The sequence below is a fragment of the Pseudalkalibacillus sp. JSM 102089 genome (genome assembly GCF_041366475.1).
Taxonomy (GTDB): Bacteria; Bacillota; Bacilli; order Bacillales; family Guptibacillaceae; genus Guptibacillus; species Guptibacillus hwajinpoensis_B.
This window is the reverse complement of record NZ_JBEWYW010000003.1, coordinates 142,461-154,484: the sequence shown is the minus strand read 5'-3', so window position 1 is coordinate 154,484 and position 12,024 is coordinate 142,461. Positions and strand designations below refer to the sequence as shown.

Sequence of the window (12,024 nt, the reverse complement as noted above, 5' to 3'; positions counted from 1 at the left end):
ACCCCCGGTTCTCCTTATCAAAAAAGGAGACCGGGGGTTTTAAATTTTATTGCGCTGTATATCCGCCATCAATAACAGCTGCTTGACCTGTAATGCTCTTCGCTTTTTCACTCACTAGAAAAATCGAGTAGTCGGCTACTTCTTGAACTTGAATTAACCGCTTCTGAGGGACGAGTGGATAAATCACTTGCTCAAGAGCTTTCTCTTTCTCGATATTTCGGGTTTTGGCAAGATCCTCAAGCTGATTCTGAACGAGTGGTGTATCAACGTACCCAGGACAGATGGCATTAACGGTAATTCCATGATCAGCGCCTTCAAGGGCTGCAACCTTCGTTAACCCTATCACGCCATGCTTCGCGCTATTGTAGCCAGCTTTACCGGCAAAGCCAATTAGGCCGTTAATCGAAGCCATATTAAGAATGCGGCCATAGCCTTGTTCTTTCATAATAGGGAAGGCATGCTTAATACCGTAGAAAGGTCCTTTGAGCATAATATCAAGAATTAAGCTATATTTCTCACTAGGAAATTCTTCGATAGGGGCAACATGCTGGATGCCAGCATTGTTCACGAGAATATCGATGCGACCAAACTTCTTAACTGTTTCATCAATCGCATTCTTCACATCTTCTTCCTTCGCAACGTTAGCTACGACACCTTCAACGGTAAACCCTTGGGACGTTAAACTCTCTACAGATTCTTTAAGCGTATCCTCGTTAATATCATTTAACATCACTTTCGCTCCGGCCTTCGCAAACTCCGTTGCAATCTCTAGTCCAATACCCTGACCAGAACCAGTAATTAACGCACATTTCCCTTCAAGCATAGACATATCCTCCTTAAGTATCATAGCTCTTAGGATACCCAAATTCTCAGAAGATATTTCGACTTTATTCGAGCTAAAGCGGGTGGTGACAGGCACCACAAAGCCAAAAAAGCGCACTATCCTAAGATAGTGCGCATTCTAAACTCTTCTCTTATTTAATGATGTTCTGATCTCTCGCCATTTCTCTAGCTACTTTAGGCGCGAGCCAAACCATCGGCAGGAGAATGAGGGAGACGGGAACAGCTGTTACAACAATGAAGTTCTGTAGCTGCGTAATACCGCTGTCTCCAGTAATGAGTAGGATTACGGCAACAGTTCCCATTAGAATAGCCCAGAATACGCGAAGCCATCTTTGTGGATCGCCTTCGCCTGTAACGGCCATCGCAATTGTATAGGACATAGAATCACTTGTTGTTACAACGAAAAGAATCGTTAGAATTAAGAACAGTGGTGAAATAATGCTTGCGAGCGGGAATTGTTCTGTAATGGCAAACATCGCTGCTGGATTACCAGCTGCATTTAATGCTTCTGAAATGGATCCTGGGTTAGAAATTTCAAAGAAAATCCCTGATCCGCCAAGTACCGTGAACCAGAATGTTGAAATTACTGGTGCAAAAATAGAAACGGCAATAATAATATCTCGGATCGTACGGCCTCTTGAAATACGACTCACAAGAATGGCCATCATTGGACCGTATCCGATAAACCAGCCCCAGAAGAAGACTGTCCAGAATGAAAGCCAGCCAGTATCAGCACGGAATGTGCTCATTGTGACAAATTGATCGACATAAACACCAAATCCAGAGATAAAGTGGTTAAAGATAAAGCCACCAGGTCCGAAGATGACGATAAACACCATTAATCCAATAGCCAGTCGAACGTTAAAGCTACTTAAATATTGAATTCCTTTGTAAAGTCCAGTTACGGCTGAGATCGTGGAAACCACGACAACCGCTAAAATAATCGAGAACTGCGTGCTGAACTGATTTGGAATTCCGAAGATTTCTTGCAATCCATAACTTGCTTGTAATCCCAAGAATCCAATTGGGCCAATCGTTCCTGCCGCAACTGCGATAACAGAAAACGCATCAATAAGCGTTCCAAACCAGCTGTGACGAAGTTTTTCACCAAAAATAGGATAGAGAAGGGTACGCGGCTTCATCGGCATACCTTTATGATAGTGACCATACATCATAACAACAGCACTGATCGTTCCAAGGATCGCCCATGCGAGAAAGCCCCAATGCATGAAGCTTTGTGCTAGTGCTGTATCAATAGCACCCTGTGTTCCTGCTTCAATGCCTTTCCCATCTTGAGAAGGGGGAACGGTTAAGAAATGATACATTGGCTCTGCCGCTGCCCAGAACACACCGCCACCCGCGAGTAGCGTCGCCATAATAATGGATAACCATTTATAAAGGCTTAGTTCAGGCTTGTCCATACCGCCAAGTTTTATCTTTCCATATTTTGAGAATGCCAATCCAATACCTACGAAGAACGTCGCTAGCATTAATACTTGCCAAAAACCTCCGAAAAATCTCGCAGACCAGGCAAAGCTTGAGCTAACGATGTTTTCTACCAATGAAATATCAAAAAGTGCAAGAATAACGAAGAGAATTAACACTCCACCGCTTATTCCAAAGACGGGCCAATCAATACGCCCATTTTCTTTATTGTTCATAGAAGACTCCTTTAATCGCTTTTTAAACACAATTACTTACTCTATCACTACCGTTAGTATGGTGTAAAGAGAGAAGTTTTAATCTGATTAGTTACTTTATAAATGAAAGATGAATTTTAAGGTAATCGATTCCATTAACCCCCTTTTTTGTAAAATTAAATCGAATTCAGTCGAAATTGTGTTTTCAATTCATAAATACCCCATGGAGATAAAATAAAACCGGAAGAAACAGCTATCTCTTCCGGTTTTACAACTCATATTTTCAGTTATTTAGACCAGTGTCCATCCTTCAATCGGTATCCGTAATTTTTCATCTTAAAATAATAGACGCCGAGCACCACCACAAAGCTAAAGAAAAAGTTAATCAGCGTTATAATCAGAGCAGTGATGAGGCTATCATCATAGCGAACATAATTTCCGACGAAAAAAAGAATAAAAAGAGGAACACCGACAAACCAAGGGTGTTTCTTCATATTGAATTTGCGATCAGTTGGTGTAAGAAAGTTTTCGTCGGATTGTTTAATGAATCGCCTTGATATGTAAGCGATAAGAATCAGTAGAGCGAGAGCAATGGGGAAACCAATGTTAAAACCCAAATAATAAAAGGCAAGAAAGCCGACACCGAACAGAATCCCAAACAGTGAGAACATAACGAGAAACTCTTTAAAAGGTGATAACACTTTTTTCTTCGTCATTTTCAGCCCTCCAAATAGGTTAATTTATGATCGTCAGTTACGTAACCATTTCCAAAGAAATAAGCAGACGTTGAAAGTTAGAATACCGAGAAAAAGCGAGATGTTTTTTGAGGAGAAAATCGGTTCATTGTTCAAAATAGTCAAGATAGGAATGAAGAGCATCCCAATTATTAGCAATTCTAAGACTTTACGCCAATAGGATTGCATCGTATATCATCCTTTTATATGTAAATAAATACCTTTTGAGACGAGGAAGTAAACCAATTTTGCTCATATAAAAACCGCCTCTCTATTGAGTGGCGGTAAATCGGTTATTAAAAAGCGACATAAAAAGGATGCTGCGCTTCATTCAAGCAGTATTCAATTCGCTGTCTAAAGTTTTTCCACGTTACCATTTCGAGCGCTGTAGGAATGGGAAAGAAGCCAACTTCAAGACTTTCGGGTGTTGTTGTGAGTTCGCCGCCAACAAATCTGGCTAAGAACATATTATTTGAGATTGAGGACTTTACATTTTGGAACACACCACAGAATTTAACGACTTCAATATCTGCGCCTGATTCTTCCTTCGCTTCACGCACAGCCGCATCGATCAGGGATTCTCCTTCTTCAACCTGACCTCCTGGCATCTCCCAACCTCTACGCGGGCCTTTGATTAAAAGCATTTCATTATCTTCATTTAAAATAACGGAAGCTGCGGACACGATGTGTTTTGGCGGGTGATACGAATAAGGTTCAGCTGTTGAAGTTAGCATTTCCTCTCGGCTATCGAGGTAAAGCTCTCCTAATTCGGCTCTTCGTTCTTGGGCTTTTGTATGTAAAGAGCTTTGTCTAATGCTACGTTCGATCTCCTCATACTGTTCGATGCTATTATACTGCCATGTGGCTGTAATTTCATTTTCGCTTTCATTAACCCATCGACCAATGAGCTTTGCACCATGCTTTAATTGATTAGGGTAGAGGTAAGTATGAAAAAACTCATTGAACTCGTTAAGCTTTTCGGGTTGTATCGCATACGTTTTTCTTCTGTAAATCAATGGATTGACCCCTCGTTTCATATAAAAATAGATAGTGTCATTATTTTACTGTTCACTATATTATTTCAAATAGTAGCTATTTTCGCAATATTAATAGAGGTTTCTTACTCCGCTCCGTAGTATTAGTGAAGAAGTATAGTGATATCGAATGTAAGTGGAGGCTCTTTTATATATATTAAGTGAAAGTTGATTTATTTTCTTAAGAAGCCTAAATGCTGTGAATAAGAAACTTTCCATCATTTCAATACGTACTTGTAGCTGGATAGAAGAAAGTAGTCTCTATGATCTTGAGAGGAGGGAGTTTGGCGAATGATTGATGTGATAAACGTAAGTAAACAATACGGTCCCATTCAGGCGCTAGATGACATTAGTTTTAGCATTAAGGAAGGAACGTGTTTTGGTCTTGTTGGTCCCAATGGAGCAGGGAAATCGACGTTAATGAAAATTCTTTCGGGAATTTTAATGCAGTTTGATGGAGAAATGTCTGTGAATCACTATCTTGTATCGAAAGATCGGCAGGCGATCAAGAAGCAAATCGGCTACGTGCCACAGGAAATTTGTTTAGAAGAAACCCTCACAGCAAGAGAAAACCTGAGTTTGTTCGGTCATCTTTATGGATTGAAAGGGAGAAATCTTCATGTTCGGATCGAAGAGGTGCTTGATCAGATCGGTTTGAAAGATCGGGGAAAAGATAAGGTGCTTACTTATTCTGGTGGAATGAAGCGCCGATTAAACATTGGATGTGCTTTGCTTCATAAACCGTCCATTGTAATTATGGATGAACCGACAGTGGGTATTGATCCTCAATCGAGAAATTCGATATTTTCGATTATCCATCATCTAAAGTTAGAAGGAAGCACGATTATCTATTCGAGTCATTATATGGAAGAAGTGGAACAGCTTTGTGATAGCATCGGCTTAATCGATAAAGGTAAGCTGATGGAGTACGGTGAAATGGGTGAATTGCTTGAGCGATATGGCAAGCCTTCGCTATATATTTCTGGAGAAGGTATATCAGAAGAACTATTATCTCCTTTCGGTAGCCCTGAAAGAAAAGGAAATGGATACTTATTAACCTCAGAGAATCCACTAGCTACGCTTGAACAAGTCATTGGGCGTTTTCGAGAAGAGGGGATTGAACCTCGAAGATTGGAATTATATCAACCGAGATTAGAAGATATTTTCTTTCATTTAACAGGAACTCAGCTACGTGATGTCTAAACGAAAGGAGGAATGCTCATGTGGGCTATTGTTAGAACTGAACTAAAAAAGACGGTACATGATAAAGGGTTATGGTTTTGGACGTTCATCTTACCGATTGTGTTTATCGTAGCATTTGTTGGGATTTTCTCTGAAATGGGGAACTATAAAGAAGTGGTTACGCAAATTATTCCAGGATATACGATCATGTTTGCTTTCTATATTATGATATCGATGGTCATCACTTTTGTAAAAGATAGGGAGAGAGGCATGGTAGCTCGAATTGCGAGTACGCCGCTTTCGATCATTCATTATTTTCTTGGAAAATGGATCCCGTTCGTGATCATCGTTTTGATTCAGGTTACTGTATTGTTCGGATTTGGAATTCTTGTGTATGATCTATCATTAGGAGATCCGTTTGCCATCATCATTTTATCCTTCGCCCTTGCCTTCATCGTCACGTGTTGGGGAATGGCGATGGCCGTTCTTGTAAAAACAGAAAACATGGGCATTGCGCTCACGCAAATCATTGCACTCGGCGGAGCTTTGCTCGGAGGACTGTGGATGCCAGTTGAAACGATGCCAGAATTTATGCAGAATATCAGTAAAGGCTTTCCCCAATACTGGGCGCTTGATGGGTATAAGGAAATTATTCTTCAGAACGGTGGCGTAAGCGATGTTTGGTTTAATCTGCTTATCCTGTTTCTAGCTGGCGCAGTAGGTGGAGCGATTGCTTTATCGGCCTATCCACGTTTTTTGAAAAATTCTCGAAGCTAACATAAAGCTATGACGGGCGATATTCGTTCTGTCGTAGCTTTTTCCTTATGCCTTTGAATGAAATCTAAACATACTTCATGTAAACTCTAGTTAAAACGCTGAAGGAGAGAGTGAAATGCCAGATTTGAACGGTGAAGTCATTTTAATTACAGGCGGTAATCGCGGGCAAGGCAAAGCTATTGCCGAGCACCTTGCTGCATTAGGAGCACGTGTCGTCATTGGAGCTCGACAGTATGAAAGTGCAAAGGATGTAGCTAGTTCTATAGGAAAGAGCGCCTATCCTGTGCAATTAGATGTTACGAAGCAAGCGGATTGGGAAGCAGTGATGGATGAGATTGGTGAGGAATTTGGGCGCTTAGATACGCTCGTTAATAATGCCGGTATATTAAAAAGAAAACCATTTACGAAGTTAACGATCGACGATTATCAGGAAATGGTTAACGTAAACCAGTTCGGCGTATTTCTTGGCATGCAGTCTGTCGTTCCTTTCATGGAAAAGCAGCAAAAAGGTTCAATCGTAAACAACGTGTCAATATCAGCTTTTGCTCCGATTGGGTAATCTACTGCCTATGCGGCCACGAAAGCTGCTGTTGTCGCCATGTCGAAAGCAGCGGCGATTGAGTTAGGACCAAAAGGGATTCGTGTTAATATGATCCATCCCGGAGGCGTTGAGACAGAAATGGCTACGCAAGGGGAAGGGGTTCCAGATTTTTATCAGTCCATTCCACTTGGTCGAATCGGCCAGCCGGTGGAAATTGCCAGAGCCGTCGCATTTCTTGCTTCCAACGAGAGCTCCTATTGTACGGGAACCGAAATGGTGATCGACGGAGGGATGACGCTTGGTTCGGCTGATGTATAAGGTTTTTAAAATGGGGTTGCCATTTTTTAAGCCTAGCCGTTACAATAAGAAACTGAGACTGAAATAAGATGTTTGGTCTTTTAAAGCACGACTTTTACAGCAAACTCATAAATATCTCATCTAGGTGATGTGTGGTGCACAACTTGTATCTTCATACTCTTACGCAAATCACCAGGTAGAGCAATTTGTAAGACTGACAACCAAACTCAAAAAGAAACAAACATATATGTAAGGTAGCAATGATCTGGACAATTAGTATCAGACATAAGCCGAAAAGGAGAACGACTCCTTTTCGGCTTTTTTTATGCCTTAAAAAATGAAGAGAGTGTCAGTTTTAAGGAAGTCATTTTGAGCCAACATCATGTAAAAGCGTACTAACAAGATTACTAAAATTGGCTAACATAGCCCGAAAAAAATGGAGGTTATACATGTTTACGTTAAGCGACATCCCGATGTTTTTTGTGAACTTCTTTATTATTTTACCAATTGTTACATTGGTCCACGAAGCTGGTCACGTACTAGTAGCGAGAATCTTTGGTGGGAGAATTAAATTTTGTATCGGAACTGGTAAGAAATTATTTGATATAGGGCCTCTAGAGGTTAGGAAGAAATATTTTATGGAAGGCTGGTGTCAATACGATAAGTTAACTTACAACCAAACATGGGCTCACGTGGCCATTTATCTTGGTGGTAGCCTATTTAACGTTATACTCATACTGATTATTAATTATCTCATTCTTATAGAAGTGCTACCGAAAACTCTTGTATTTAGACAGTTTGTTTACTTTTCTTTCTATTTTGTCTTTTTCTCTTTAATGCCTTATAAAAACGACGATGGAAAACCAAGTGATGGCATGGCGATCTACGATGTTATTCGCTACGGAAAAGCAGAAGATCCAATTGATTAATGGACAGCGTTCGACAAGAAGCGGGAGGTGACAGGCACCCGCTCCCAGCTACTCTTCCTCATAGAACGTAATCCGGTTTAAGAAAGGGTCGGTGACGGTCATTTCGATTGTTTTCCAGGGAGTGTGTTTCATGCCAGGGTTGGCATAGGCGTATTCTTTCTGAGTAAGGGTGTGATGATAGTCTTCGACGTTGTTTAATTTCACCCTTATTGAACTTCCAGGAGAAGCATCTCCATGATGTTCCGTGAGATGAATAAGAGCGTCATGAAAGGAAACCTGAATGTATTCGGGCATATTATCTTCGTATCGATGCCTCCAATCAACGTTGAAGCCGAGGAAATCTCGATAAAAGTCAGTGGCCTTTTCAGTATCAAAGATTCGGAAAATCGGTGTAATCATAAGTAGAAAGAACCTGCCTTTCTTCGTAGTTTACAACATATTCCATTATCTAAATTAGATTATCCATCACAATAAATGAGTGGGATGTCTAACCATATTCTTATCATATAACGAATGAGGAACTTTAAAAAGGGTATGTCAAAAAAAGGGTGAAGAAGTTATGAAAGCCTAGGTGTTCGGTAATCTTGGAATTTCTAACGAAAAGATAGTGATGGGCGCAAAAGAGCCCGGCTGAGTGTATACACCGGGCTCTGAAATGTCGCTATTAACCTACTGCTTCTTCTTTTTTAGATTCCTCTTCATCTTCTTCCTCATCTTCGATCCAGGCATCTGCATCCTTGATGCCAAGCTTAGTTGGGTTGAAGACTGGGTTTTTGCCTTGCTTGCGCTGATTTTCGTAGTCTTTCAATACTTTGAATGCAATCTTACCTAGTAACCCGATTGCAATTAAGTTAATGACTGTCATCAGGGCCATGAATAAATCGGCCATTTTCCAAACAAGACTTAAGCTAGAGACGGAACCAATAAGCACAAATCCCATCGTTGCGAGGCGGAAAATAAATAGCGCAGGCTTGCTTTCTTTAATAAACTCAATATTAGTTTCACCATAGTAGTAAGAACCGATGATTGAGCTGAAAGCAAATAGAAAGATAGCTACTGAAATGAAGATGCCTGACCAGCCGCCAACGTGGCTGTTTAGTGAGTTCTGAAGCAATTCAATCCCCGTTACATCACCTGTCTGGAATACAGGGGCAAGTAAGATGATAAACGCTGTTGACGAACAAACTAAGATCGTATCGACAAATACACCTAATGATTGAATCAAACCTTGTTTAGCCGGGTGTGAAGTCGTTGAAGTAGCTGCAGCGTTCGGGGCACTACCCATACCAGCTTCGTTCGAGAATAGTCCTCGTTTCACACCGTTCATAATAGCCGCACCAATGGCTCCACCTAAAGCTTGTTCAAATCCGAATGCACTCTTAACAATTAAAGCCATGACAGACGGTAATTCAGCTACATTCATAATGAGAACAATCATCGCAATAACAATGTAAAGAATCGCCATAACAGGAACAATCACACTAGATAAATTCGCAATGCGGTGAACGCCGCCGAAGATCACAAGCCCCGTAATCGCTGTAATGATTAATCCGATCACAAGACGATTTACTCCAAAGGCATTCTCAAATGCTAATGAGATCGTGTTACTTTGTACTGAATTGAAGATAAGCCCGAAAGTAATCGCAATAAGAACGGCAAAGATAATGCCAAGCCATCTTGCTTTAAGGCCTTTTTCAATATAGTAAGCAGGTCCACCGCGAAACGCGTTTTTCCCTTTCACTTTATAAACCTGAGCGAGTGTACTTTCAATAAAGGCAGTCGCACCACCTAGAAGTGCCACAATCCACATCCAGAAAACAGCACCAGGACCACCGAGCGTAATGGCCACTGCCACTCCTGCTAAGTTACCTGTTCCGATACGTGTAGCTGCACCGACGCAAAATGATTTAAAAGGGGAGATGTTTTTGGCCTCATCTTTGTAATCAGGTTTTTCACCTAATACGCGAAACATTTCTCCAAAAAATCGAAATTGAACAAATCGGGAAGCAATCGTGAAATAAATTCCGATTCCTAGTAATCCTGCAATTAATACATAACTCCATAGAATGTTATTTGAAAAATCAATAATACCGGATAGAAATTCAGCCATAGTTGTGTCGCTCCTCTAGTTGTTAATTATTTTCTGAAAATTCAAATCTATTTTTAATTATACAGAAAATCGACAAATTATCAATAAATTCCGACAAATTACAACATTTATGCAATATGTAGTAATAGTTACCAGTAACTTGGCTTGAAGGGGAAGTCTCCTTATTTATTAGGTTTAAAGAATACAAAAAACCCGTTAAGAAGCCACCTGATTTATTACTAGTGGTTCTTAACGGGATCCATTAGGCTTACTCATCCGTGTTCACTTCATAAGCTGCCCGCAGGCCAGATTCGATGGCGCCTTCCATCCAACCGTGAAAAGAGGAGGTGTGCTCTCCGGCAAAATGAAGCTTCCCCTCAGGCTGCTTAATAATGTCACCGAGGTTGTTTTCTTGTCCGGGTGTAAAAAGAGTAAAGCACCCAGCTGAGTAAGGATTTCGACTCCAATTAAAAGGAACGACTTTGATGAATTCTGTATACACTTCATCGCCGTATATTTTGGCGAGGTCCTTTAGTAAGATGCGCGTCAATTCTTCTTGCGGTAAACTTCCCCAGAGAACAGCATCTTCTCCCCAGGAATAGCTTGCTAATAAGACAGCAGGTCCTTTTGAACCACTCCCTTCACTCGGCACATAACTAAATCTTGTCGGTAAATCCGTTATAGCATTCCCGACGTTATTTTTCTCCCAAAAGCGATGACGAAACTCGATTCCAATTTTCACAGCAGGAACATTGATGAGTTCACGAATGGCCTGCCATTTTTTAAAGGACACGGAGTTGTAGGGAGCAATGTCAATAAATTGCAGAACAGAAAAAGGAACGGTAACAATAGCAAAGTCGCCTTTCACTTGATACCGTTCATTCGTTTCTGGGTTGAGTGTTGTAACAGTAACGCCGCGCTTTGACTGCTTGATCTTGATTACTTTTTGATTAAGGTAGATTTGATTTTGCAACTCGTTCGCGAATGAGAGAGGGAGGCGATCATTCCCACCATCAATTTGAAAGAACTGAATTTCTTTACTGAAAATCGGATAGATGATGTCCGTTAGAATATCTGTGAAAGAAAACTCTGGAAAGCCTTCAATCCCAAGCATCACACCAATGTAACGAATGGCGTTAAGTGATAATGGCTTACCTAGTGGATTGTACTGCAGAAATTCCCCCATTGAATATTCTCCGTATTCAGCTACGAGCTTTTCTTGCTCTTCAGGCGTACTTTGTTTATAAAGGTCGATGAAGGGCTTTGTTGCTTCAAGAAACAGATCTGTAGCTGTCTTTCCTTTCTCGCTTTCTTCTACAGGAAATCTGAGAATATCAGGATTCTTTTCGTATTCCGCTCGCGTCTTTAACACGTTGTTCGTGAAAATCAAATCTTCTGATGTGGCATTTAGAAACGGATGAGTTGGGAGGTGGAAATGTCTGATGTATTCCTGTGCAAGAGCATGGTTATCTGGAATTCTCATTGCCCCGGCGTCCATATACTGTCCCGGTGAAAAGGGTTTTCTTAAAGTATAAACTCTCCCGCCAATGCGATCATTACCTTCTAAAATGGTCACATGATGGCCGTTCCGCTGTAGCAACGACCCTGCGACTAATCCAGACAGTCCAGCTCCAATTATGATGACGTGCTTAGGGCTGCTTTTTCCCGGTAGACCATGTTGAATAAGAGACAGCAAGTCTTCTGGATAGCGTAATGAAGAGAACGGTTGATCCATATTTTAGCCGAGCCTCCTCTTGAAAGCTATGAAGCCCTCTAATATTTTCCTTTCTTAATGTATGTGATAGAAAAATAGGTTATGAAAAATAGCGCATTCGTTGAAAGAATTAGGTGGATTGCGGCAAGACTGATCACTAAGAAGCACCGTTTCCTGGGCGCTTACATAGACTACTGAAAATGCATGAATAGGGTTAAGGGTTTTAGTTGAAGGAGGAAAAGAA

10 protein-coding genes and 2 pseudogenes are annotated in these 12,024 nt (G+C 40.9%); 4 read left to right on the top strand and 8 right to left on the bottom strand.

All coding sequences use genetic code 11. The annotated features are described in order from the left end of the window. Nucleotides 1-46 precede the first annotated feature (46 nt). The 5 genes and pseudogenes from ABVF21_RS09090 to ABVF21_RS09070 all read right to left on the bottom strand — a co-directional run. A complete protein-coding gene (locus ABVF21_RS09090; protein WP_371018068.1) occupies nt 47-823 on the bottom strand; it encodes a 3-hydroxybutyrate dehydrogenase in 777 nt (258 codons plus the stop codon). 151 nt (nt 824-974) lie between these two features. Then, nucleotides 975-2,504, bottom strand: a complete 1,530-nt coding sequence (locus ABVF21_RS09085) for a BCCT family transporter (RefSeq protein WP_303530032.1) — start codon at nt 2,502-2,504, stop codon at nt 975-977. A 266-nt stretch (nt 2,505-2,770) separates the two neighbouring features. Next, nucleotides 2,771-3,199: a hypothetical protein gene (locus ABVF21_RS09080; RefSeq protein WP_303530030.1), complete on the bottom strand. Its 429-nt coding sequence runs from the start codon at nt 3,197-3,199 to the stop codon at nt 2,771-2,773. A 314-nt stretch (nt 3,200-3,513) separates the two neighbouring features. After that, on the bottom strand, nt 3,514-3,951 hold the full coding sequence (locus tag ABVF21_RS09075; RefSeq protein ID WP_283154317.1) for an NUDIX hydrolase: 438 nt from the start codon (nt 3,949-3,951) through the stop codon (nt 3,514-3,516). 72 nt (nt 3,952-4,023) lie between these two features. After that, a pseudogene (locus tag ABVF21_RS09070) lies at nt 4,024-4,254 on the bottom strand (NIPSNAP family protein); the annotation flags it as partial. A gap of 288 nt (nt 4,255-4,542) precedes the next feature. On the opposite strand from ABVF21_RS09070, the gene ABVF21_RS09065 reads away from it, so the two are divergent. The 4 genes and pseudogenes from ABVF21_RS09065 (at nt 4,543) to ABVF21_RS09050 (ending at nt 7,977) form a co-directional block, all read left to right on the top strand. Continuing rightward, nucleotides 4,543-5,454, top strand: a complete 912-nt coding sequence (locus ABVF21_RS09065) for an ABC transporter ATP-binding protein (protein ID WP_371018067.1) — start codon at nt 4,543-4,545, stop codon at nt 5,452-5,454. Nucleotides 5,455-5,472: 18 nt separating this feature from the next. Continuing rightward, nucleotides 5,473-6,210 carry an ABC transporter permease gene (locus tag ABVF21_RS09060; RefSeq protein WP_371018066.1) on the top strand — a complete coding sequence of 246 codons (738 nt, stop codon included), beginning with the start codon at nt 5,473-5,475 and terminating at the stop codon, nt 6,208-6,210. Between the two features lie 115 nt (nt 6,211-6,325). Further along, nucleotides 6,326-7,069, top strand: a pseudogene (locus ABVF21_RS09055) (SDR family NAD(P)-dependent oxidoreductase). A gap of 428 nt (nt 7,070-7,497) precedes the next feature. Then, the gene (locus ABVF21_RS09050; RefSeq protein WP_303530020.1) at nt 7,498-7,977 is read left to right on the top strand and encodes a site-2 protease family protein; all 480 of its coding nucleotides are present in this window, start codon (nt 7,498-7,500) and stop codon (nt 7,975-7,977) included. 48 nt (nt 7,978-8,025) lie between these two features. On the opposite strand, the gene ABVF21_RS09045 is transcribed toward ABVF21_RS09050, so the two are convergent. The 3 genes from ABVF21_RS09045 to ABVF21_RS09035 all read right to left on the bottom strand — a co-directional run bounded on the left by ABVF21_RS09045 (nt 8,026) and on the right by ABVF21_RS09035 (nt 11,801). Beyond that, on the bottom strand, nt 8,026-8,376 hold the full coding sequence (locus ABVF21_RS09045) for a glyoxalase superfamily protein (protein ID WP_303530017.1): 351 nt from the start codon (nt 8,374-8,376) through the stop codon (nt 8,026-8,028). Between the two features lie 265 nt (nt 8,377-8,641). Further along, nucleotides 8,642-10,087, bottom strand: coding sequence for an alanine/glycine:cation symporter family protein (locus ABVF21_RS09040; protein WP_371018065.1), 1,446 nt, complete (start codon nt 10,085-10,087; stop codon nt 8,642-8,644). A 247-nt stretch (nt 10,088-10,334) separates the two neighbouring features. Beyond that, nucleotides 10,335-11,801 carry a flavin monoamine oxidase family protein gene (locus tag ABVF21_RS09035; RefSeq protein ID WP_371018064.1) on the bottom strand — a complete coding sequence of 489 codons (1,467 nt, stop codon included), beginning with the start codon at nt 11,799-11,801 and terminating at the stop codon, nt 10,335-10,337. Nucleotides 11,802-12,024: the final 223 nt, after the last annotated feature.

What these genes read in the sequence shown, in the direction of transcription:
- ABVF21_RS09085 (WP_303530032.1), bottom strand. Translation starts at nt 2,504, where the DNA reads ATGAACAATAAAGAAAATGGGCGTATTGATTGGCCCGTCTTTGGAATA.
- ABVF21_RS09065 (WP_371018067.1), top strand. Translation starts at nt 4,543, where the DNA reads ATGATTGATGTGATAAACGTAAGTAAACAATACGGTCCCATTCAGGCG.
- ABVF21_RS09045 (WP_303530017.1), bottom strand. Translation starts at nt 8,376, where the DNA reads ATGATTACACCGATTTTCCGAATCTTTGATACTGAAAAGGCCACTGAC.
- ABVF21_RS09075 (WP_283154317.1), bottom strand. Translation starts at nt 3,951, where the DNA reads ATGCTAACTTCAACAGCTGAACCTTATTCGTATCACCCGCCAAAACAC.
- ABVF21_RS09040 (WP_371018065.1), bottom strand. Translation starts at nt 10,087, where the DNA reads ATGGCTGAATTTCTATCCGGTATTATTGATTTTTCAAATAACATTCTA.
- ABVF21_RS09060 (WP_371018066.1), top strand. Translation starts at nt 5,473, where the DNA reads ATGTGGGCTATTGTTAGAACTGAACTAAAAAAGACGGTACATGATAAA.
- ABVF21_RS09035 (WP_371018064.1), bottom strand. Translation starts at nt 11,801, where the DNA reads ATGGATCAACCGTTCTCTTCATTACGCTATCCAGAAGACTTGCTGTCT.
- ABVF21_RS09050 (WP_303530020.1), top strand. Translation starts at nt 7,498, where the DNA reads ATGTTTACGTTAAGCGACATCCCGATGTTTTTTGTGAACTTCTTTATT.
- ABVF21_RS09080 (WP_303530030.1), bottom strand. Translation starts at nt 3,199, where the DNA reads ATGACGAAGAAAAAAGTGTTATCACCTTTTAAAGAGTTTCTCGTTATG.
- ABVF21_RS09090 (WP_371018068.1), bottom strand. Translation starts at nt 823, where the DNA reads ATGCTTGAAGGGAAATGTGCGTTAATTACTGGTTCTGGTCAGGGTATT.